The organism is Chryseobacterium subflavum, assembly GCF_055762745.1.
The window spans coordinates 660872-683984 of the sequence record NZ_JBVTMR010000003.1 but is presented as its reverse complement, the minus strand read 5'-3'; the positions used below and the strand labels follow the sequence as shown (position 1 = coordinate 683984).

At 35.6% G+C, this 23113-nt stretch carries 21 protein-coding genes; 10 read left to right on the top strand and 11 right to left on the bottom strand.

Going from position 1 to position 23113, the window contains the following annotated elements; translation table 11 throughout:
- The first annotated feature begins 14 nt into the window (after positions 1 to 14).
- From arfB to AC0INN_RS16620, 3 genes are read left to right on the top strand one after another with little or no spacing between them, the layout of a single operon-like run.
- Entirely contained in the window at positions 15 to 407 is a 393-nt protein-coding gene (arfB, locus tag AC0INN_RS16630; protein WP_273649431.1) for an alternative ribosome rescue aminoacyl-tRNA hydrolase ArfB, read from the top strand.
- A 46-nt stretch (positions 408 to 453) separates the two neighbouring features.
- Positions 454 to 1101: a hypothetical protein gene (locus tag AC0INN_RS16625; protein WP_273649429.1), complete on the top strand. Its 648-nt coding sequence runs from the start codon at positions 454 to 456 to the stop codon at positions 1099 to 1101.
- Between the two features lie 27 nt (positions 1102 to 1128).
- Complete coding sequence (locus AC0INN_RS16620; protein ID WP_273649427.1) at positions 1129 to 2103, top strand: deoxyhypusine synthase family protein; 975 nt, start codon at positions 1129 to 1131, stop codon at positions 2101 to 2103.
- 189 nt (positions 2104 to 2292) lie between these two features.
- Here AC0INN_RS16620 and AC0INN_RS16615 read toward each other — a convergent pair whose 3' ends face one another.
- A complete protein-coding gene (locus AC0INN_RS16615; protein ID WP_172280458.1) occupies positions 2293 to 2439 on the bottom strand; it encodes a hypothetical protein in 147 nt (48 codons plus the stop codon).
- 87 nt (positions 2440 to 2526) lie between these two features.
- On the opposite strand from AC0INN_RS16615, the gene AC0INN_RS16610 reads away from it, so the two are divergent.
- A complete protein-coding gene (locus AC0INN_RS16610; protein WP_172280456.1) occupies positions 2527 to 2823 on the top strand; it encodes an MGMT family protein in 297 nt (98 codons plus the stop codon).
- A 3-nt stretch (positions 2824 to 2826) separates the two neighbouring features.
- Here AC0INN_RS16610 and AC0INN_RS16605 read toward each other — a convergent pair whose 3' ends face one another.
- Positions 2827 to 3207 (bottom strand): helix-turn-helix transcriptional regulator, encoded by a 381-nt coding sequence (locus tag AC0INN_RS16605; protein ID WP_172280454.1) that lies wholly within the window; start codon positions 3205 to 3207, stop codon positions 2827 to 2829.
- Positions 3208 to 3355: 148 nt separating this feature from the next.
- Between AC0INN_RS16605 and AC0INN_RS16600 the strand changes: the two genes are divergently transcribed.
- A complete protein-coding gene (locus AC0INN_RS16600; RefSeq protein WP_273649423.1) occupies positions 3356 to 4048 on the top strand; it encodes a hypothetical protein in 693 nt (230 codons plus the stop codon).
- A gap of 439 nt (positions 4049 to 4487) precedes the next feature.
- On the opposite strand, the gene htpG is transcribed toward AC0INN_RS16600, so the two are convergent.
- Positions 4488 to 6380, bottom strand: a complete 1893-nt coding sequence (gene htpG, locus AC0INN_RS16595) for a molecular chaperone HtpG (RefSeq protein WP_273649422.1) — start codon at positions 6378 to 6380, stop codon at positions 4488 to 4490.
- Between the two features lie 156 nt (positions 6381 to 6536).
- Here htpG and AC0INN_RS16590 point away from each other — a divergent pair, with 156 nt between their 5' ends.
- A complete protein-coding gene (locus AC0INN_RS16590) occupies positions 6537 to 9434 on the top strand; it encodes an alpha/beta hydrolase family protein (protein WP_273649420.1) in 2898 nt (965 codons plus the stop codon).
- 222 nt (positions 9435 to 9656) lie between these two features.
- Here AC0INN_RS16590 and recA read toward each other — a convergent pair whose 3' ends face one another.
- The 8 genes from recA to AC0INN_RS16550 form a co-directional block, all read right to left on the bottom strand.
- Positions 9657 to 10664 carry a recombinase RecA gene (gene recA, locus AC0INN_RS16585; RefSeq protein ID WP_172280446.1) on the bottom strand — a complete coding sequence of 336 codons (1008 nt, stop codon included), beginning with the start codon at positions 10662 to 10664 and terminating at the stop codon, positions 9657 to 9659.
- A 165-nt stretch (positions 10665 to 10829) separates the two neighbouring features.
- Positions 10830 to 12026 (bottom strand): oxygenase MpaB family protein, encoded by a 1197-nt coding sequence (locus tag AC0INN_RS16580; protein WP_306614130.1) that lies wholly within the window; start codon positions 12024 to 12026, stop codon positions 10830 to 10832.
- Between the two features lie 96 nt (positions 12027 to 12122).
- The gene (locus AC0INN_RS16575; RefSeq protein ID WP_172280443.1) at positions 12123 to 12902 is read right to left on the bottom strand and encodes a response regulator transcription factor; all 780 of its coding nucleotides are present in this window, start codon (positions 12900 to 12902) and stop codon (positions 12123 to 12125) included.
- A 395-nt stretch (positions 12903 to 13297) separates the two neighbouring features.
- Positions 13298 to 14302 (bottom strand): type I glyceraldehyde-3-phosphate dehydrogenase, encoded by a 1005-nt coding sequence (gene gap / locus AC0INN_RS16570; protein ID WP_273649415.1) that lies wholly within the window; start codon positions 14300 to 14302, stop codon positions 13298 to 13300.
- Between the two features lie 28 nt (positions 14303 to 14330).
- Complete coding sequence (gene pfkA / locus AC0INN_RS16565) at positions 14331 to 15317, bottom strand: 6-phosphofructokinase (protein ID WP_172280439.1); 987 nt, start codon at positions 15315 to 15317, stop codon at positions 14331 to 14333.
- An 83-nt stretch (positions 15318 to 15400) separates the two neighbouring features.
- Positions 15401 to 16264, bottom strand: a complete 864-nt coding sequence (locus tag AC0INN_RS16560; RefSeq protein ID WP_273649412.1) for a DUF4846 domain-containing protein — start codon at positions 16262 to 16264, stop codon at positions 15401 to 15403.
- Positions 16265 to 16286: 22 nt separating this feature from the next.
- The gene (locus tag AC0INN_RS16555; RefSeq protein WP_273649410.1) at positions 16287 to 17045 is read right to left on the bottom strand and encodes a TIGR03915 family putative DNA repair protein; all 759 of its coding nucleotides are present in this window, start codon (positions 17043 to 17045) and stop codon (positions 16287 to 16289) included.
- Positions 17046 to 17148: 103 nt separating this feature from the next.
- Complete coding sequence (locus AC0INN_RS16550; RefSeq protein WP_273649409.1) at positions 17149 to 18408, bottom strand: putative DNA modification/repair radical SAM protein; 1260 nt, start codon at positions 18406 to 18408, stop codon at positions 17149 to 17151.
- 146 nt (positions 18409 to 18554) lie between these two features.
- Between AC0INN_RS16550 and AC0INN_RS16545 the strand changes: the two genes are divergently transcribed.
- The 4 genes from AC0INN_RS16545 to sucC all read left to right on the top strand — a co-directional run bounded on the left by AC0INN_RS16545 (position 18555) and on the right by sucC (position 23070).
- Entirely contained in the window at positions 18555 to 19883 is a 1329-nt protein-coding gene (locus AC0INN_RS16545; RefSeq protein ID WP_172280431.1) for a hydroxymethylglutaryl-CoA reductase, degradative, read from the top strand.
- Positions 19884 to 20079: 196 nt separating this feature from the next.
- A complete protein-coding gene (locus AC0INN_RS16540) occupies positions 20080 to 20466 on the top strand; it encodes a DUF423 domain-containing protein (protein WP_273649406.1) in 387 nt (128 codons plus the stop codon).
- A gap of 5 nt (positions 20467 to 20471) precedes the next feature.
- Positions 20472 to 21749, top strand: coding sequence for a chloride channel protein (locus AC0INN_RS16535; protein WP_273649405.1), 1278 nt, complete (start codon positions 20472 to 20474; stop codon positions 21747 to 21749).
- A 130-nt stretch (positions 21750 to 21879) separates the two neighbouring features.
- Positions 21880 to 23070, top strand: a complete 1191-nt coding sequence (sucC, locus tag AC0INN_RS16530) for an ADP-forming succinate--CoA ligase subunit beta (RefSeq protein WP_076390839.1) — start codon at positions 21880 to 21882, stop codon at positions 23068 to 23070.
- Positions 23071 to 23113: the final 43 nt, after the last annotated feature.

Here is a 23113-nt window from a genome sequence, read left to right as displayed (position 1 = left end):
CTTGTTTCAAAACCATGAAAGATTTTTCAAAAGAACTAAGCTATAGAACTTCCAGGAGCAGTGGAGCGGGAGGTCAGAATGTAAATAAGGTGGAAACATCTGTCACCGTACTTTGGAATGTAAACGGATCTGAGTTTTTTACTGAAGATGAAAAAGTTTTAATTCAAAATAAATTAAAAAACAGAATCAATGCAGAAGGCTTGATGTTTTTGACGGTTTCTGAGAGTAGAACTCAATTGATGAATAAAAATAAAGCAGTTGAAAAAATTATAGAAATTGTAAATAAAGCTTTAATAATTCCTAAGAAAAGACTCGCAACCAAACCTTCCAAAGGTCAAAAGCAGAAAAGGCTTGATAATAAAAAGAAACTCTCAGACAAAAAGGAAAACAGACGTTTTAAATTCTGATTGTGCACTTCGGAAAAAATGTTATTTTTGCCGAAATTTAAAACAAATGATAAAAAAAATTACACTTTTAGGGATGTTTTCGATTACTGCTATGTCCATGGCACAACAAAAATTTTCAATCATTCCATCCGTGGGATATGCATGGAGGGTAGCAAAAACTCCATCGAATATTTCAGGGGATACAAGAAACTACATTAAAGGGTTAAAAAGCGGGATGAATTTTGATGTTTCTGCTTATTATAACGTGAAGGGGAATATACATTTAGGATTAAAATATTCCAATTACAGTGCATCCAGTGATGGAAGAATTACCGTAAGAGATAATAATGGGCAAACTATTTCAGGATATGTTAGCACCAAAGACAATATCAATTTCTTTGGACCAGCATTTATGTATTCTAACTTTAACGATGAGTTTAAACATAAATTCTATTATGATGTTGCACTGGGAGCTATTACCTATACAACAAAAACCGGTAGCGTTAAAGGAACGGGGTCAAATTTGGGATTGGAAGCTAATTTTGCTTACCAATATGCAGTCTTGAATAACTTTTTTATTGGTCCTAAAATCGGTCTTACAGCCGGTACATTAAGCAAAATGACAATTAACGGAAGATCTTTTAAGCTGGAGGATGATCAAAAGGAAGGATTAACAAGACTTTCTCTGAGTGCTGCCGCTACATTCCGATTTTAAGTTTTATCTTTGCAAAAATCAAAATAAATGAACAAGCCAATTTCTGAATTTATAGAGAAATATTACCTGCACTTCAATGCAGCTGCATTGGTGGATGCATCAAAAGGTTATGTTGCGCATCTTAAAGATGGCGGAAAAATGATGATAACTTTAGCGGGAGCAATGTCTACTGCTGAATTAGGAAAGATTCTTGCTGAGATGATCCGTCAGGATAAAGTAGACTTTATTTCTTGTACCGGAGCAAACTTGGAAGAAGACTTAATGAACCTGGTTGCGCATTCTCATTATGAAAGAGTTCCGCATTACCGAGATCTTACGCCACAGGAAGAATGGGACTTATTGGAAAGAGGATTAAACAGAGTTACAGATACATGTATCCCTGAAGAAGAAGCATTCAGAAGGTTGCAGAAGCATATTGTGGAGATTTGGAAAGACGCTGACTCTAAAGGAGAAAGATACTTCCCACATGAATATATGTACAAAATGATCCTTTCTGGAGTTTTGGAGCAGTATTATGAGATTCCAAGAGAAAACTCATGGATGATTGCTGCTGCAGAAAAAAATCTTCCGATTGTTGTTCCGGGATGGGAAGATTCCACAATGGGAAATATTTTTGCATCCTACTGTATAAAAGGAGAGCTTAAAGCAACAACAATGAAATCAGGAATTGAATACATGATGTATCTTGCTGATTGGTATACTAAAAATTCAGGAGGGAAAGGTGTAGGATTCTTCCAGATTGGAGGAGGAATCGCAGGAGATTTCCCAATTTGTGTAGTACCGATGCTATATCAGGATATGGAGATGCATGATGTACCGTTTTGGTCTTATTTCTGCCAGATTTCCGATTCTACAACATCGTACGGTTCATATTCCGGAGCAGTTCCAAATGAAAAAATCACTTGGGGTAAACTGGATATTACAACACCTAAGTTCATCGTTGAAAGTGATGCAACGATCTGTGCACCATTAATGTTCTCCTATATTCTTGAGAATTCTTAAGATGAAATTTCCGGGATATCCTGGATCATAAAATAAGAAAAACGCTTCATATTATGGAGCGTTTTTTATTTTTTAGATGTTAAAAAAATTATTCTAAAATAGCTAAAATCATTAAAAGTTCCGAGGCTTCAGAAATTGATTGGTCATATCGGGCTTAACAAAATATAAAAGCTTTCCTTTTTATAGAATTTAATCCATAGAATTAATAAGCACAAAATAACGGTATGCAAGAATTCCTTTTTGTAACTTCGTTAATGAAGAAGGATCCTTATCGCTTAATTTGGGTAAGATCTTTTTATTGATCGCATTCAGAATGCGGAAAAATGATTTTTTCATAACTTTATAATTTTAATGAGAAACATCATTGAAATTATTATCATTCAAAAATGATGCAATTATTTTAACCAATATAAATGATCGTGTATGGACGAAATTTTTAAACAACAGGTTTATGAAATTACAAAGCTTATTCCCAAAGGGCGAGTATCTTCTTATGGAGCCATTGCAAAAGCAGTAGGATATCCCAATCATTCACGTCATGTTGGAAAGGCTATGGGTGGATGCCCAAAAGATGTTCCTGCCCATAGGGTAATTTCCAGTTCAGGAGTTTTATCTGTAAAAGAATTTCAGCCTAAGCTGGAAGCAGAGGGTATTGTGGTTGAAAATTTTAGAATTAAAAATTTCAAGAAACTTTTTTGGGATCCTTTAAGTGAATTGTAGAATTTACTTTCTTGCTTTCAGCGTTTTTATTTCTGCCTGTAATTTCTGGTTCTCGGCTTTTAATAAAGAAATATATTCCTGAAGGTTTTCAACAATGGAAAGTGGAATCGTATTGTTGTTATATTGATACACTCCCGATGCAGAACTGTCGTTAAATACTGGATGATCATTATTGACAACAATTTGGGCGTCATCTTCTTCATAAATGTCCTCCATAGTAACATCGAGGAAATTAGCAATCTTTTCCCATTCAGCCCTTACGATTTTTACATCTCCACTTTCTTTTCTGCTGTAATTGGAAACATCCGTAGCAATGATATCAGCAATTTGTTGCTGAGTATATCCCTTTTTCTTTCTGATTGATCGTAGCTTTTCTTTTTGCATCTCGCATTTTTATACAAATATGCAAAAAATCACACAAATTTGTATCTGTGTTGTACATGAAAAATGCAAAAAATCTGCAACAGGATTATGCATTTTGAATGTTTTGACTTTTATAGTTTTGGAGTACAACAAATAAAAAAACAACACAATGAGAAAAAAATTACTTATGGCAGGAGTGCTATTCCTGCTGATTTTTCAGGCATGTTCTTCAAACGAAGATTTATCAACGGGACAGAATTCCAGCACAAAGACAATTCAAAAAAATGTTTTAAGAACTGCGAGATCAGATTCCGGAACTTTATCAGATTATGTATCTACCCAGCTCAGCATTCAGTCGGAAATCAAGAATCTGTTGGATAATGAAAAAGACGCAGATTTTTCATTGATTCAGTCGGGAATTGATAGGGTTAAGACCGTAGAAGAACTTGAAAGTCTTTATAATTCTGCAAAAATTGGAAGAAGCAGGGAATTGATCTCTATGTATGAGAAAATGAATGATAATAGTTTAGCCTTCAGAGAATCTAATGCTGATTTTTATTCAAAATATACAGAAGAAGAAAGAACAAGGATGCTGACAAATGAGGTAGATTTGCAATTGAATTATGATGAAAGTACTCGTATGGCAAATGGAAAAGACTGTCAGGCAGGTTTTGTTAAAGCATCAAATAGATGTATGAGGAATTATGCAATAACAATGGGAGGAGCTGCTTTAGTAGGGATTTTTTCAGGAGGAACGGGGGCTGTAATTGGAGGAGCAGTAGCTACTACTAATATGATTGTGTGTAATTCAGATGCAGAAACAGATTATCGAGGTTGCGTAAGAGAGGGAGGGAAACCATAAAGATAGAATATGAAATTTAATAAGTATATTATAATAATAGTAATGATTATGTTAATACTTACTCCACTGTTTACAAGGGATAGTATATGGCGTATCATTTTTGAATGTATCTCTTTTATAATTTTCTTTATCCTTATTATGTCAGCCTGGAGGGAACGTAATAAAAATGCTGTTATTGCTTATACTTTTTTAATAGTTATTTCAACTATTCAATTATTTGATAAGGAAGATAGGTACTTTTTTGTTCAGGTAATTCTTTTGATGATAATGCTTGTTTTAGCAATCTTTAAATCGAACAGATCAGAAAATAAAAATGGTATAGAATAAGCGATCAAGGATGAAGCTTAGTTTTCTAAGAACTAACTAGGATTTAGACAAATATTATAGAATAGTCTTATAAGAAAAAGCGATACAGATGATCTGTATCGCTTTTGTTATTTTATTTTTCAAGCTGCTTGTAACTTCTTTGGATGAAATCTGTAAGATCTTTTCCTTTCAATAAATTCTGAGAAAGTTTTGCAAGATCTAAAGCGTATTTAATAAGGCTTGCTTTCTCTTCATGGTTTTCTGTTTTTAAGATTTGACCAGCGAATTCACTGTTAGAGTTTACTACCAGATTATACATTTCAGGGAAGCCTCCCATTCCAAACATTCCACCTCCGCCTGTTGCCTGCATATCTTTCATTCTTCGCATAAATTCAGGCTGTGTAATCGTAAAAGGAGCATCCGTACTGTCTAAGTCTTCCAGTTGAACCGTGAATTTTGCATCACTGATGGTTTCCTCTACATTCTTTTTCAATGATTCCTTTTCAGAATCATTAAGCTTGGAGATTACAGGTTCATCTTTTTTGATCAGATTGTTAACGTGATCCGCATCTACTCTTACAAATGAAACCTTTTCTTTAGTACTTTCCAGCTTTTGAATAAGGTGAGGTACAATAGGAGAATCTAAAAGAAGCACTTCGTACCCTTTATCTTTTGCAGACTGGATATAGCTATGTTGCTCATCTGCGTTGGAAGCATAAAGAATGATCAGGTTACCATCTTTATCAGTTTGTGCAGGTTTGATTTTTTCAGTCAATTCATTCCATAGGAAGTAAGTTCCATCAACTGTAGGATATAAAGAAAACTTATCGGATTTTTCATAGAATTTCTCTTCAGAGATCATTCCGTATTCAATTACGATCTTGATATCATTCCATTTTTTCTCATAGTCTTCACGGCTTTCATTGATAAGGGAAGCCATTTTATCTGCTACTTTTTTAGTAATATAAGAAGAAATCTTTTTTACAGCACCGTCAGCCTGCAGATAAGAACGTGAAACATTCAATGGAATATCAGGAGAATCAATGACACCACGAAGAAGCATTAAGAAGTCCGGAACAATTCCTTTTACTTCATCGGTAACAAATACCTGATTCTGATACAGCTGGATTTTATCTTTTTCAATATTCAGGTTGTTAGCCAGCTTTGGGAAAAATAATATCCCTGTCAGATTGAAAGGATAATCAACATTCAGGTGAATATTGAATAAGGGTTCTTCAAATTGCATTGGATACAATTCGTGGTAGAACTTTACATAATCCTCTTTCGTGAGATCAGTAGGAGCAATTGTCCATGCCGGATTCGGGTTGTTGATGATATTGTCCACTTCCTCTGTTTCAGCAACAGCATCTTCCGGAGCACCTTCCGGTAATGGGAGAGTGTGGGTCTTTGTTCCAAACTTAATCGGAACAGGCATGAATTTATTATATTTTAATAGTAACTCGCGGATTTTTGATTCCTCCAGAAATTCGGTTGAATCTTCTGCGATATGAAGGATAATTTCGGTTCCTCTTTCAGTTTTATCTGTAGTTTCTTCAAGTGTAAATTCAGGGCTTCCGTCACATATCCAACGAACAGCAGGTTCATCTCGGTAAGATTTTGTAAGAATCTCTACCTTCTCAGCAACCATGAAAGCAGAGTAGAATCCAAGACCGAAATGTCCGATAATTCCTGAATCTTTTGCACTGTCTTTATATTTTTCCAAGAATTCTTCGGCACCTGAAAAAGCCACCTGATTAATATACTTTTCGACTTCTTCGGCCGTCATTCCTATCCCCTGATCAATAATATGAAGAGTCTTTTCTTCCTTATTGATTTTTACTTCAAGTTTAGGATTTCCATATTCCACCTTAGCTTCACCAATGCTTGTTAAGTGTTTTAATTTTAGAGTAGCATCAGTGGCATTGGAAATTAATTCTCTTAAAAATATTTCGTGATCACTGTAAAGAAATTTCTTGATAAGTGGAAAAATATTTTCCACAGAAACATTAATATTTCCTTTAGTCATAATAATTTAGTTTTGATTTGCATAATTCTTCTCAAAAAAAATACCATGAGGAAGAAAGTGACAGAATGACACTCTTGAACTTATAATGAAACAGGAGCTTCATGTAATTTTGTCAAAGAAATATCTTACTTTTAAATCTTTAAAATTATTAAAAAAATGAAGTTGAAATGTACAGTTTTTATTCTGCTCATCATGACCTGTTTTATGTATGGACAGAAAAAACCTCTAGATCATTCCGTTTACGACAGCTGGCAAAATATCGGGACAAAAAAAATTTCAAATGATGGAAAATGGATTGCCTATTCCGTAGATGCTCAGGAGGGAAATTCTAACCTTTTTCTGCACTCAGTTAAAAATAAAACCTCAAAGAAGTTTGCAAGAGCAACAAAATTGGATTTTACCAATGATTCCAGGTTTGCTGTTTTTCAAATCCGTCCACAGTATAAAGATATAAAGGCGGTAAAAGATAAAAAGCTGAAAAAAAATAAATTAACGAAAGATAGTCTTGCAATAGTTGATTTTCTCAATGATAAAACTGAGAAAATTCCTAATGTGAAATCATTTAAAGTTCCTGAAAAAGCAGGTTCTTTTGTTGCATACCTTTTGGAAAATACAAAAGATAAATCCTCGGATGATGCTTCTGATAAAGAAGATGGAGATGAAAATAATGATGAAGATAAAAATGTAAAACCATTACAATTGGTGGTACGGAATTTATTGGATGGAAAAAGTACAACATATGATAATGTAGTGCGTTATGAGTTCAGTAAAAACGGAAGACAACTGGTTTTTGTAACTAAAAAGCCGGAAGAAAAGGCTAAAAAAGAGAAAAAAGAAGATAAGGATTCTGAGAGTGAAAAATCTGCAGATAAAAAAGAAACTGACAAATCAAAGCCAAAGAAATATGCATTTCAAACCGTACAGATAGTTGATCTGCAAAAAGGGACTGTATCTAAGGTTTCAGAAATGGAGGGCGATTTTTCACAGTTGTCTTTCGATGAAGAAGGAGACCAACTGGCATTTGTGGGAACTGCTTCTGCACAAAATGACCTGGTGAAATTATATCAGCTGTATTACTTTAATTTTAAAGGAAATAAGAAGGAGGTTATAAGCAATGAAAATGAACAGATGAAAAAGAATTGGGTAGTTTCTGAAAACAGGTTGCCTTTATTCAGCAAAAACGGAAAACAATTGTATTTCGGTGTTGCGCCAAAACCTGTTGCAAAAGATACTGCGATGATTGCCAACAATCATGCTGTTGTGGACATCTGGAATTATAAAGATGATTATCTTCAGACGGTACAGTTAAAAGAATTAAAAAACGATCTGAAGAAATCCTATGCCGCAGTAATGCAGACAGAAAAGCCTGGTTTCTTCAGAAATATTGATGGAGAAGATTTAGATACTTTAAGATTGGTGAACGAAGGAAATGCTGAATTTGCATTAGGGATTACCAGTATCAATAACCGTATTTCCTCTCAATGGGAAGGCTCTACAAAGAAAACCTATTTTCTGATTGATAATAAGACGGGCGAAAGAACAGAAATTATAAAAAATCTTGACGGGGCAGTTGCCATATCTCCGCTTGGAAAATTTCTTGTGATTTTCAACAAAGAAAAAGGAATGTGGTTGAGTTACAATATTAAAACAAAACAAACTCTTCCTCTCAATAGCGGGTTGCCGGTTTCTTTTGTTGATGAAGAATTTGATATGCCGGATTTTCCAAATTCTTATGGTATCGCATCATGGACGGATAAAGATGAATCTGTAATTATAAGAGATCGCTACGATCTTTGGGAATTCTTCCTGAACGGCTCAAAAAAGCCAAGGAATATCACGAATGGCTTCGGGCGCAAACATAAAATAACATTCGACACATACGATTTAGATAAAGATGTAAAAAGCCTGAACCGGAAATCTTCCATTTATTTATCAGCTTTTGATAATACATCCAAAGCAAACGGAATTTTCAGAACAACCATTCAGTCAGACGCTGATCCTGTAAAAATCCAAATGGAAAATGTCTGGGGGTATCGAAGCATTCAAAAAGCTAAAAATGCGGAAGAATATATTTTGGTAAAAGAATCCTATACAGAATCGCCTGATATTTTCGCAACATCAGATTTCTTGGAACAACAAAAATTAAGCAATACAAACCCACAGCAAGCTCTTTATAATTGGGGGACGAATGAATTGGTCAACTGGACAACACCAAAAGGCAATTCATCTACAGGAGTTTTGTACAAGCCTGAAGATTTCAATCCCAACAAGAAATATCCTATGATTGTTTACTTCTATGAGAAGCTTTCGGACAATCTGAACCGTTATGTTGCTCCTGCTCCGACACCATCAAGATTAAATATTTCTTACTTTGTGAGCAACGGATATTTGGTTTTTACACCGGATATTTCATATACCGATGGTTTTCCGGGGGAATCCGCAATGGAATATATTAATTCCGGAGTTGAAAAATTAAAGCAGAATTCATGGGTAGACGGTACTAAAATCGGAATCCAAGGACAAAGCTGGGGCGGTTATCAGGTTGCTTACCTTATTGCTCACACAGATATGTATACTGCTGCGTGGAGTGGTGCTCCTGTTGTCAATATGACCTCTGCATATGGAGGGATCAGATGGACCTCAGGAATGAACAGGCAGTTTCAGTATGAAAAATCACAGAGCAGATTAGGGAAAAATCTTTGGGAGGCACCAGATCTTTACATTAAAAATTCACCGCTTTTCACGATTAATAAGGTGAAAACTCCGGTAGTCATTATGAGTAATGATAAAGATGGAGCAGTTCCATGGTATCAGGGAATTGAAATGTTTACGGCATTACGACGTCTGGGAAAACCCGTTTGGCTTCTTAACTATAATGGTGACGACCATAATCTTGTAAAACGACAGAACAGGAAAGATATACAAATCCGCGAGCAGCAGTTTTTTGATTATTATCTTAAAGGAGCTAAAGCTCCGGTATGGATGACAAAAGGAGTCTCTGCAACCCAAAAAGGAAAAGATTGGGGCTTTGAACTGACGGATGATAAACCTTAACGATAAAAAATCGGCGGACGAAATGTTCCGCCGATTTTTTTTATTAAAAGATTAAAAGATTAAAAGATTAAAAGATTAAAAGATTTTTTTAGTAAATCTCATCAATATCTTACAAAAATACCGGCGCGCCAAAGAGTATTTCTCACTTGTGAGGGTAGGAAATAGAGTAAAAACAAAAGACAGCTTGAAGGCTGTCTTTGTTATTGATTTTGATTTGAAAAATTATTTTGATTTATTTTTCAATTCTTCTTTAATTTTATTCTCCAGTTCTTCAGAAAGTTCAGGATTGTCTTTAAGAACGTCTTTTACCGCATCACGGCCTTGTCCTAATTTTGTTTCATCATAGCTGAACCATGAACCGCTTTTCTTTACCACTCCTAGCTCTACAGCCTGATCAAGAATTTCTCCTGTTTTAGAAACTCCTTCTCCGTACATGATGTCAAATTCAGCTTGTTTGAATGGAGGGGCTACTTTATTTTTAACAATCTTTACTTTTACACGACTTCCGATTGCTTCGTCACCATTTTTGATCGGTGCACTTGCCTTTCTGATATCTACTCTTACTGAAGCATAAAATTTCAAGGCATTACCACCGGTTGTCGTTTCAGGGTTTCCAAACATTACACCAATTTTCTCTCTCAGCTGGTTGATGAAAATTACGGTACATTTTGTTTTTGAAATTGTTGCAGTTAGTTTTCTTAATGCCTGAGACATTAATCTTGCATGCAGACCCATTTTGGAATCACCCATTTCTCCTTCAATTTCTGCTTTAGGAGTAAGAGCGGCAACTGAGTCGATTACTACAATATCAATCGCTCCTGAACGGATAAGGTTGTCCGCAATTTCCAGGGCTTGTTCACCATTGTCCGGTTGAGATATAATAAGGTTTTCTAAATCTATTCCTAATTTTGCAGCATAAGTTCTGTCGAAAGCGTGCTCTGCATCAATAAATGCTGCAATTCCACCTGCTTTTTGAGCTTCTGCAATAGCGTGAAGTGTTAAAGTTGTTTTACCGGAAGATTCAGGTCCATAAATCTCAATGATTCTTCCTCTTGGATATCCTCCTACTCCCAATGCAATGTCTAATCCTAAGGATCCGGAAGGAATAACTTCTATTGTATTATCAACAGAATTATCTCCCAAAGTCATTACAGTTCCTTTTCCGTATGTTTTATCTAATTTATCAAGCACTAGAGCCAGTGCTTTTTTCTTATCGTCAATGTTACTCATTTCTAAAAAATAATTTCTCAAAAGTACATAATTTTGGAATCAAAAGCTAATATTTTTCAATTTCAAAGCGTCTTTTTAAAGTTAAAAAAACAATAATTCTGTTTGGTAAAATAGTGCCTATCTTATTATGAATGAAATAATAGCAAACTAAAAAAGCAGATCAACTTAATGGAAGTTGGAGCCCGATGTTATTCTTAAATAGTCTTCCAGAACTTTAAGGTGTTTTTTATTACCCGCTTCAATTCTTGCTTTTCGTCCTACTAAAGTATTATATATAATATTAGTTGCTTTTTTTACCTGAGGGAAAACTTTTTTATTGGAGACATCAGGAATATTCAATCGCTTACAAACCTCATCGTCCAGTAAAAACCAGGTGCAGCAAATATGAAGATACCGTAGATTTCTTCTTTGAAAGCTGAACTTTAATATAGGATTCTCCAGGGATTCATCGAGTAATGAATGGGCAAGGAGTACAGAGTCTTTATCCGAAGGAGGCTGGATGGATGACCATAGGTAAAAATATTCCGTAGCCTGTTTTTTATGATCAAGAAGGAGGTGTTCGGGAATGCCCAGCAAATAACCGACATATTTCCATAGGTGAAAAATACCAAGCTCCTCTTCATTTGAAAAGCTATTGCCCAGTTTTTTTAAGCTGTGAAGAAAAACCAAACTAAAACCTATATAGGTGGCCATCATATCCCAGGAGTTGATAGGTTCTCCCCAGTTTTCCGTATCCCAATCAGCATAATGCTTTTTGATCGAAAGTCTTGCATATGAATGAATAAGACGTGTTTTTATAGCAAATCCATAGCCTTTGGCATGAATATCCAGGGCATGGTAACGGGTTACATTCACCCAGAAATCCAATGTTTCAGAAAGACGTTTTACGGCTCCTTTTTTCAATGCTTCTGTTACAATAAGGGGTTTATTCAGGTAGGAGTAATCATAACCTCCGATCAAGCAATAATCCCTAAGAGAGATGAGGGCATCTAGTCCGCTTCGCATACAAAGCTCAGCGCCACTTTTCAGCAATTCTTCATTTAGCCATTCAGGTTTTTTCTGAACTTCTTTGAAAAGTCTTTTAACACTGTCCGGAACCTGATCGTTTTCAGAAACTCCATTTCTGATGTATTTCTCGATTTCCCTTGTAGCTTCGTGAAATTTTTTAGTAAAATAGACATCTTTTACCACCTGGTCACCGGTTTCGTCAACGTGATAATAATAGGGAGAAAATTGCTCAAATTCGCTGAAACTCACTTCTGCACCGGAAAATTCAATAAGCAGTTTTCCGTTACCCTTTTGCCAGAAATCTTTGAAATGAGGTGAATTTTTAAAACGGGGATGTACGATTGATCTTTCCATCAATTATAAAAGTACAAGTTTTACGCCGAAATACCTCTGTGAGATTTATCAGCATGGAGAGTATATGTTTACTTCAAATATATCTTTTTATAATAGTTATATAATGCCCCATTCAAAAGCCTTTTTCAAAAGCTCTTTACCATTTCTTGAATTGGTTTTTGTAAGGATGTTTTTTCGATGAGAACGGACAGTATGCTGAGATAAAATAAGCATTTCGGATATTTCTGTTCCCGAATATCCTTTTGCAATCAGAGAAAGGATCTCTACTTCCCTTTTGGTGAGATTTTCGAGTGTCTGATGGGTTGATGAGGAGGGATTGTCTATTGTCATCTGGTGAAAATCGGCTCTGGGGCCAATCCCTGAAATCAGGACGGTATAAGGATTTTGCTTTGTTATATGATTAATGTTGGTATGTATATTAATGGATTGTACGAGGTTCCCATTTTCATCCTCTAGGGTAGGAATAGCCTGGTGATGGAACAACTCATAATTTCCTTTTGCAGTCTTCATCCTGAAGCAGTAACTCGATTTTAAGTAGAGATGATGTTCCGGGCCAATTTCAATCATTTTAGATACAACGGCCTGTTCCGCTTTTATTACAAAAGGAATGTCTTCAGGATGTGTGAGATCTATGACTTCTTTAAGGTTTTCAGGATTTTTTTTTAAACCATGTAATTTTAAAATATTTTCATGATGATGAGAGAGGGTACTGTTTGTAAGATTTAATACATAATAATAAAATTCTCCGATTGCAAACATCTCACCAATGATACGTTCGATAGGGGGCGTCTTCAGTATTTCTTTTTTTTCCTTTCTTGTAGCGGGATATCTTTCCCAAACTTCAATCAAGGGATGTTTTTTTTCAGCGTCTTTCATGAAAATAGTCTTTTTTAGATAGTTAATATTTTCTTAAAAATACCCCTAAAGGGGGATTTTTTTGTGTTGAAAAAAATGCAAAATTTGTTATAAACTAATAACCCTGAAAACTTGATTTTCAAAACTGTTTGAGAAATTTTATTTTGATTATCTGTTATGGTAATTAATTTTATTTGTAAAATGCATTAATTTATTTAACTAAAATAAGCATAAAATAATATATTATTTTGTTTTTATTTGGTTTTTAATAATTGTATTTTAAGTTTGAATACGGAAAGGAAATGTTTTCAGGAAAATAATGGTTTATACTTTCTTTATTAGTTGTTTGGAAATGGTAAACTAAAAACCCCACTCACATCATGAGCGGGGTTTGTGTTATTTTAAATGTTTGATTCTTATAAAGAAGCAGCGTGAACAAGCATGTCAACTAATTTATTAGAATAACCCATTTCGTTGTCATACCAAGAAACAAGCTTTACGAAATTAGGTGAAAGCATAATACCTGCGTCTTTGTCGAAGATTGAAGTTCTCTTATCACCTACGAAATCCTGAGAAACAACTGCATCTTCAGTGTATCCTAAGATTCCTTTTAGTTCCCCTTCAGAAGCTGCCTTAATAGTAGCGCAGATTTCTTCGTAAGAAGTAGCTTTTTCAATTCTTACTGTAAGGTCAACTACAGAAACGTCTACTGTAGGTACTCTGAAAGACATACCTGTAAGTTTTCCGTTCAATGAAGGAATTACTTTTCCTACAGCTTTAGCAGCACCGGTAGAAGAAGGAATAATATTATTCAATGCAGCTCTACCTCCTCTCCAGTCTTTCATTGAAGGACCATCTACAGTTTTCTGAGTAGCGGTTGTTGCGTGAACAGTTGTCATTAAACCTTCAACGATTCCAAAATTATCGTGGATAACTTTAGCTAAAGGCGCTAAACAGTTTGTTGTACATGAAGCGTTAGATAAGATTTTAATATCATCTGTAAGTTCTTTGTGGTTTACACCCATTACGAACATTGGAGTATCATCTTTAGAAGGAGCGGAAAGGATTACTTTTTTTGCACCTGCATTAATGTGAGCCTGAGCAGAATCTTTAGATAAGAAAAGACCTGTAGATTCTACAATATAATCAGCTCCGATTTCATTCCACTTCAGGTTATTTGGATCTTTCTCAGCAGTTACTCTGATTTTCTTTCCATTTACTACAAGATCATTACCTTCTACAGATACTTCTCCTGGAAAGATTCCGTGTACAGAATCATATTTTAACATGTAAGCCATGTATTCTGCATTGATAAGGTCATTGATTCCTACTACCTCAATGTTATCTCTTTCAGTCATTGCTCTGAAAACAAGACGTCCAATTCTACCAAACCCGTTGATACCTACTTTAATTGTTGACATAATATTTTGATTTTTACAATTATAAAAATTAGATTGCTAATATTTCTGAAATCAGTAAAAGGTCTTTATTGATTTCATTATGTTTTTTAATGGCTTCTTCAATAGGAGTGTATACCATATCGTTAGAACGCATTCCTGCCATTACATTTGTTTTACCTTCCATTAATCCTACCACGGCTCCGTATCCCAGTCTGCTCGCAAGAACCCTGTCTGCACAGCTCGGAGATCCTCCTCTCTGGATATGTCCCAGAATAGCTACACGAATGTCATAGTCAGGAAACTCCTGTTTTGTCTGCTCTGCCAGCTCATAAATATTCGCCAGTTTCTCTCCCTCAGCAACAACTACGATACTGGAAGCTTTTCCGGTTTTTTCAGCATTTCTGAAAGTCGCAAAAAGCTCATCTACACTGTCCTTTTTTTCAGGGATAAGGATATCCAAAGCTCCGGTTGCCAGTCCACTGTTTAATGCAATAAACCCAGCATCACGACCCATAACCTCAACAAAGAATACTCTGTTGTGAGAAGTGGCTGTATCACGGATTTTATCAATAGCTTCCATGGCAGTATTCAAAGCCGTATCATATCCAATAGTATTGTCGGTACCGAAAATATCATTGTCGATAGTCCCCGGAACACCAATTACTCTGATACCAAATTCTTCATTGAAGATCTTCGCCCCTGTGAAAGTTCCATCTCCACCAATACACACAATTGCATCAACACCATGTTTAACGCAATTATTGTAGGCTTTCTGACGTCCTTCTTTAGTTCTGAATTCCTGGGATCTTGCGGACTTTAGGATAGTTCCGCCCTGGTTGATTATATTTTTTACGGAACGAGGACCCATTTTTAAGAAATCATCGTTGATAAGCCCATTGTAGCCTTCTCTTATTCCGTAACATTCGATATTATAATAATTTGCCGTTCTTACCACCGCCCTTAATGCAGCATTCATACCCGGGGAGTCTCCTCCGGAAGTAAGAACTGCAATTTTTTTTACAGCACTTTCTTTCATCTAGTAAAAAATTTCGAACACAAATTTACAAAAACAAGTTCAGATTATAGTAGTAAGTTGATAATACTTTTGAATATAAATTGTTAAAAACTTCTAAAGTTTGTTGGTTTAAAAATATATCTCGCAGTTTTTGTTTCGTTAGCTTTTACGTCTAAGTTGTACCACGGAGATCTGTTTTTATCAAAAGGATTGGAAAGAACATGGATAGATTGGGCAGGAGTGAAACCTTCACTTAGTAAAAATAACTTTTTCCCTTCTTTATTTCTGCAAGCGCCACTTATCAATACAACATGTCCAGGACTTCCTGGTGTAATAAGAATGTCTCCGCTTTTTAAATCCTCACTTTTTAAAACCGGTTTTGTTTCTTTATTTAATGAAATAGTTCCTGCATAATTAAAGATCAGATTTAGATAACTTCTGAAATTTTGAGGCGAGTCATCGAAAGAGGCTGTCTTTTTGAAATTAACAGAATTGCCATTGACAAAGGCCCGTGTTCCGTTTTTATAATCTTTCCAGCTCAGCAGATCACCATTTGTAAAATGAAATTGAATTTCATCTTGTCTTTTATTTTTAACTAAATATTCTGCCCTTAGCCGGATCACCGCATCTGCACATTGTTGAAGATCCTGATCTCCGGTATCGATATCAAAAATTGCTTCATGCAGATGCTGGGTAGATATTGGATTTCCGTCATATCTAAGTATCTTGCTTTTATAGGGTTTTAAAGTGAAATTTTCGAGAAAATACCCGAAAGATTCCTGTTTTTCATCAATCCATTCATATCCCTGAGGTGCAGAAAATCTTTCTTTGATAGTATTTTTATCGGTATGAACCAAAATTTCTGATCCTGTCCCGTTATCTATTTCAGATATTGCATTTCTTTTCTTATCAGGAATACAGCTGATAATACTGATTAACGCAATTGTACATAAAGTTTTTCCTGCCATCTTATGGTGTTTTTATTTTACATTACCTCTTTTCTGTCAGGTACTTCCAGTACCTTTTCGGGACATGCTGAATATGGAGCTTTAGATTTTTTCTTTCTGTAATATTGGTTTTTATAAAGTAACGTTGCCATAATTTTTGATATTGGCTCTCTTCATCATGGAATTTTTGCTCATATTGATCAAGATCCAGTTTTTCATCAGGATAAAAGAAGTCACAATTTTCAAGATCATACAAAATTCCATAATTTCTTCTGAGGTCATAAATCATCCACTTTTGATCCTGATATCGATCTTTAAAATGTTTTCTGATCAGGGGAATAACGTTGAAATCAGGATCTATTTTTGCAAAGAAAACACCATCCTGCATTTTCTCAAACCTTACAAATGCCGTCATCCGATGCCTTTCTCTGTCTACGGATTTACATATTTTCGATATTTTTAAAATATCACTATCCGCATAATTCTGAAGAATATTTTCATGAGGATGTTGTACAGATAATTGTATGGCTGAAAGGATAATTCTTTCTGATTCCGGATCTTCTGATAGAAAAACTTTCAGCAATTGATGGATTCCGGATCTCCCTATGTTCTCTTCCAGCTTCTTGAAAACTCTTTCTGCCTTTTCTGTCTGAGTGACTACTTCGTGGGTTTCTGCAAAAATGTTTTCCTGATGATATTGATTTTTGCCGAAAATTTCAACGTCTTTATAACGGTATTCGAATACTTCAAACACTGCAGTTAAAAGTCCGTCAAAGCTTCCGTCGTAAAGTAGGGTAGTCATTTATTTTATATGGTAGTTTAATAATATAGAGATGTAAAATTTATAAACTTTTTAGAGATTTTTATCACAGTTTGCCTTTAAACAGGGAGAAAATCATTGTTTTTTAAAACAAGGTAAGTTGCTGTGAAAATTTATTATGAAATTTCGACGAGCTTCCTCCAATCAATAATTTCTTTAAATTTTGATTCGTTAAATATTTCAAAAAAACATTTCCTGCATTGAAGTCAATAAAGTATTTTGCTCTGTTTACAGCTGCTCCTAATTTCTTAAGATGATCCATGTTTAAAATCTGAAAACGTCTTGCTTGTACTATTTTTTTAGCTGTTTTTACACCAATTCCCGGAATTCGAAGAATCATTTGATAGTCAGCTGTCTGGAGATTGATAGGGAATTGATCAAGATGTCTTAATGCCCAGCTTAATTTGGGGTCAATTTCAAGATCGAGAAAAGGAAGATTGGGATCTAAAATTTCTTCTGCTTTAAAGCCGTAAAATCTCATGAGCCAGTCCGATTGATACAATCTGTTTTCTCTAAGCATTGGGACTTCAGTAGTTAATGAAGGCAATCTTTTGTCTTCTAGTACTGGTACATACCCTGAATAATAGACTCTTTTAAGGTTGTAATTTTTATAAAAATGATCCGCGACTTTTATAATCTGAAGATCGTTTTCATTGGTAGCTCCTACGATCATTTGGGTCGACTGACCGGCTGGTGCAAATTTCGGAACTTTCCGGAAAATCTTTTTTTCATCATTATATTGGGATATCCCTTTCTGAATATAACGCATAGGACTTATCATGTCGGCCCTGTTTTTTTCAGGAGCGAGTAGCTTGAGTCCGCTTTCGGTTGGAATTTCAAGATTGACAGACAGACGGTCCGCATAGAGTGCTGCTTCCTGCATTAATTCATCGCTTGCTCCAGGAATGGATTTTAAGTGAATATATCCATTGAAATTTTCTTCAAGTCGTAATTTTTTTGCAACTCTCACCAGACGTTCCATGGTCGTGTCAGCATTTTTAAAAATGCCTGAACTTAAAAAAAGTCCTTCTATATAATTTCTCCGATAAAAGTTAATGGTAAGATCCACTACTTCTTCCACCGTAAAAGCTGCCCTTTTGATATCATTGGAGCTTCTTGAAACACAGTATGCACAATCATAAATACAATGATTGGTCAAAAGAACTTTAAGCAGGGAGACACATCGTCCGTCTTCTGTATAGGTATGACAAATCCCGCTTATGGAACTGTCTCCCAAAGCACCTTTTTTATTTTTTCGTGTTCCTCCGCTGGAAGAGCAGGAAACATCATATTTCGCTGCGTCAGCAAGGATTTCGAGTTTTTCTTTTAGGCGGTCAAAGTTCATATGTTATGATATAAGGACGATTTAACTCTGTGAATTTTAATTCAAAAGTAATTCCAAAATTGAGAAATGTCACCCTTTTTAACATAAAGTTATCAACAGAATAAAGTATCAAAATCAGTATATTTACGGTTCTTTAAAGTTATACTATGAATCATCAACCGATTGAAGGTTTTTCCAAATTGACCAAACAGGGGAAAATAGACTGGCTAGTCAATGAATATCTTGACGGCGATCAGGAATATCAAAAAATATTAAAGCAATACTGGAACGATAATACAGAACTTCAGAAGCTTCATGATGAATTTTCGGAAAATACGATCTCTAATTTTTATATGCCTTACGGAATAGCACCTAATTTTTTAATAGATGGAAAATTGGTGGCTTTGCCGATGGCTGTTGAAGAAAGTTCTGTAGTGGCTGCTGCATCTAAGGCTGCCAAATTCTGGATCGATAAAGGAGGTTTTAAAACAACCATTATTAATACAGAAAAATTGGGGCATACTCACTTCATTTTTAATGGAGAATCTCATAAACTATTGCATTTTTTTAATTTTAAACTAAAGAAAAAACTATTTGAGGCTACGGAAGCAATAACCGCTAACATGAGAAATCGTGGTGGTGGAATTCTGGATATTAAGCTGGTGGATAAGACTGCTGACATGGCCCATTACTTCCAATTGAAGGCAAGTTTTGATACAGTGGATTCAATGGGAGCCAATTTTATAAATTCTTGTCTGGAGCAATTTGGGAAAACATTGAAAGAAGAAGTTGCTAAAGAAGAAGACTTTACCAAAGAGGAAAAAGATTCTTTACAGATCGTAATGAATATTCTCTCCAACTTTACTCCCGACTGTGTGGTTCGTGCTGAGGTTTCTTGTAAAATTGATGATCTTAAAGATGATAGCGGGATTTCCAACGAAGAATTTGCCAGAAAATTTAAACAGGCTGTAACGATTGCTGAAATTGAGCCGTTCCGTGCAACCACTCATAATAAAGGAATTATGAATGGAGTGGATGCGGTGGTGATTGCTACGGGAAACGACTTCAGAGCAACAGAAGCCTGTGCACACGCTTACGCTGCAAAAGACGGTCAGTACAGGTCTTTGACTCATTGCACCACTGATAACGGAATTTTCAGATTTTGGATCGATCTTCCTATATCTGTAGGTGTTGTTGGCGGACTGACTAACCTCCATCCGTTAGTCAAGTTTTCATTAGCTCTTCTTGGTAAGCCATCTGCTCAGGAGTTAATGAGTATACTTGCTGTTTCAGGATTAGCACAGAATTTCGGGGCACTGCGTTCGTTAGTGACCACGGGAATTCAGAAAGGACATATGAAGATGCATTTATTGAATATTCTGAATCAGATGGGAGCAACGGAAGAGGAAAAGCAGCATTTTGTTACCTATTTCAAAGACAAAACAGTTACCCATCATGAGGTTATCACAGAGTTTAACAGAATGAGAGCCCAATAATATGTTTGGAATCATATTGTCAGCATTTATTTTAGTTTTCGGAATTTTTCTGAAAATAACCCGGAACCCCGGTTTTGCAAGAAGTAAAAATATGGCCTGGATGTTAATAGCTATCGGAGCTTTGTCTTTGGTGTTTAAAATTTTAAACTATAAATAAGACAGATTAATTGAAGATCTGATCTCATAAATTGATATAATGAAAACAATTACTTTAGTATTTGGTGCCGTTTATGGCATGTTATCGGTTATTTTAGGTGCGTTCGGTGCGCACGCTTTAAAGAAAATATTGTCAGTTGAAAGGCTGGAAAGTTTTGAAACAGGAGTAAGATATCAAATGTATGCTGCTTTCTTTCTGTTGATCATTGGATTTATTTTGAAATTTGAAACCTCTTCAGAAAAATGGGTTTCTATTTTGATGATTGCAGGAACAATGCTGTTTTCATTTAGTATATACTTCCTGAGTTTGCAGGACTATTTGGGAGCTAATCTGAAATTCCTGGGACCGATTACTCCACTTGGAGGGCTGTTAATGATCCTTAGCTGGGGAATGCTTATTTTTTATTTTGCTAAAAATAGGATCTAAACGCAATGAAAATCAACAGAAGGCGAAGGTTAATCAGAACGTTTAATCTTTTAGATCAGCCCATCAGATTTAATCCATTTGTATTCAGCCGGACATTTTTTATGTGGGCTTTTACCGGATTGGTAGGTGGAGTCATTGCTGGACTGTATTGGATTGTATTAGAATATTTTACTGACTTTTTAGCTCAGTATCAAGGTTGGATGGTGATTCCAACAATGGCCGTTTGCGGATTGTTAGCCGGTCTGGTTATTCACTTCATCGGTGATCCGGGTGAAATTCATCTGATTGTTAATAATATCAGATTTAATAAAGGAAAGCTCGATCCTAAAAATAACCCTTCCATGATCTTGTCGTCACTTTTTTGTGTAGCTTCAGGAGGTAGTTTAGGGCCTGAAGCTCCCCTGGTTCAGGTAACAGGATCTACAGGAACCTGGCTAGGGAAGATTTTCAGATTGAAGGGCGAGGAGTTGAGATCTTTAAGTATTGCAGGGATGGCATCCGGTTTCACTGCATTATTTGGTGCACCACTCGGTGGAAGTCTTTTTTCACTTGAAATTTTACATCATAAACATGCTGTTGAATATTATAAAGCAATAATTCCTGCATTGGTCGCAAGCTGTTTCAGCTATGTAATGTTTGCATTGATTATTCATCTCGGGATAGGTGCTACATGGAACCTGAAAGCGTATCACTATTCCGGAGTTTACGATTTTATGTACGCTTGTATGTTTGCTGTTGTTGCAACATTTGTAGGATGGCTGTTTATTTTTGTAGTTAAGTTTTTCAAAAAAGTCTTCGAGTACAGAAACTTTCCCATCTATGTAAAAACATTAGTAGGTGGAATTGTTTTGGGTATTATTGCGTTTTACTTTCCCATTACCAGATACTTCGGACACCATGAAGTTAATGAGCTGATCGGAGGGAATTTTTCTCTGAACTTTTTACTTTTAATTCTGGTCTTTAAAATATTAGCGATAGCAATCACAGTGACTTCGGGCTGGAGAGGAGGGTTCATTATCCCTTTGTTTTTTGTGGGAACTACTTTGGGGCTGATCATACATCATCTTTTTCCATCAGTAGATACCACACTGGCAATTGTAAGCTGCATGGCTGCAATTAACGCTTGTGTGACCAGGACGCCTATGAGTACAACTATTATTCTTGGGACTTTAACAGGATTTACTTATTTTGTTCCGATACTTTTTGCGAGCTTAACAGGATATTTCCTGGCTCCGAAAATCCCTTTTATAGGATCTCAATCAGAAAAAATAACCGAAGAATAAAGAAAATATCAGGACCTGTTAAAAATCAAGGTGCTTACCATTTAATTTTTGGACTTAGAATCTTGAACTTCCATGTCTTTTTAGTAAATTTGTCAACCTTTATAATTTAAAATAAAATAATAAAAATAATATGAATCTTCACGAGTATCAATCAAAAGAGATTTTATCAAAGTATGGAGTAGCTATCCAACGTGGTTTCGTTGCAAACAACGTAGATGAAGCTGTAGCTGCTGCTGAAAAACTAACTGCTGAAACTGGCGCTCAAGGGTGGGTAGTAAAAGCTCAGATCCACGCAGGTGGTCGTGGTAAAGGTGGTGGTGTAAAGTTCTCTCCAAACATGGATAAGCTTAAAGAAAACGCTCAGAACATCATCGGAATGCAGTTGGTAACTCCACAAACTTCTGCTGAGGGTAAAAAAGTAAATTCTGTTTTGGTTGCAGAGGATGTATATTATCCGGGTGAAACAGAAACTAAAGAATTCTATGTTTCTATTTTATTAGACAGAGCTGAAGGTAAAAATACAATCGTATATTCTACTGAAGGTGGTATGGATATCGAACATGTTGCTGAAGTAACACCTCATTTGATTCACAAAGAAATCATTGATCCTGCTTTAGGTCTTCAAGGTTTCCAGGCTAGAAAGATTGCTTTCAACTTAGGTCTTGAAGGAAATGCTTTCAAAGAATTTGTAAAATTCATCGGTTCTCTTTACAACGCATATACAGGAATTGATGCTTCTCTTTTCGAAATCAACCCTGTTTTAAAAACTTCTGATAATAAAATTATCGCAGTAGATGCTAAAGTAACTTTAGATGACAACTCATTGTTCCGTCACAAAGATTTAGCTGAGCTAAGAGATACCAGAGAAGAAGATCCAATGGATGTTGAAGCTGGTGAAGCTGGTCTTAACTTCGTAAAATTAGATGGTAACGTTGCTTGTATGGTAAACGGTGCGGGTCTTGCGATGGCGACTATGGATATCATTAAATTATCAGGTGGTAATCCTGCTAACTTCCTTGACGTTGGAGGAACTGCTGATGCTCAGAGAGTACAGACTGCTTTCGGAATTATCTTAAGAGATCCGAACGTAAAAGCAATCTTAATCAATATCTTCGGAGGTATCGTAAGATGTGATAGAGTAGCTCAGGGTGTTGTAGATGCTTACAAAGCGATGGGAAGCCTACCAGTTCCATTGATCGTGAGATTACAGGGAACCAATGCAGTTGAAGCTAAGAAATTAATTGACGAGTCTGGTCTTCCGGTACACTCTGCAATTACTTTAGAGGAAGCTGCTAACAAAGTAAAAGAAGTATTAGCATAAGCTAGCTACTTATTATAAAAATTTAAACCGCTTGAAAAAGCGG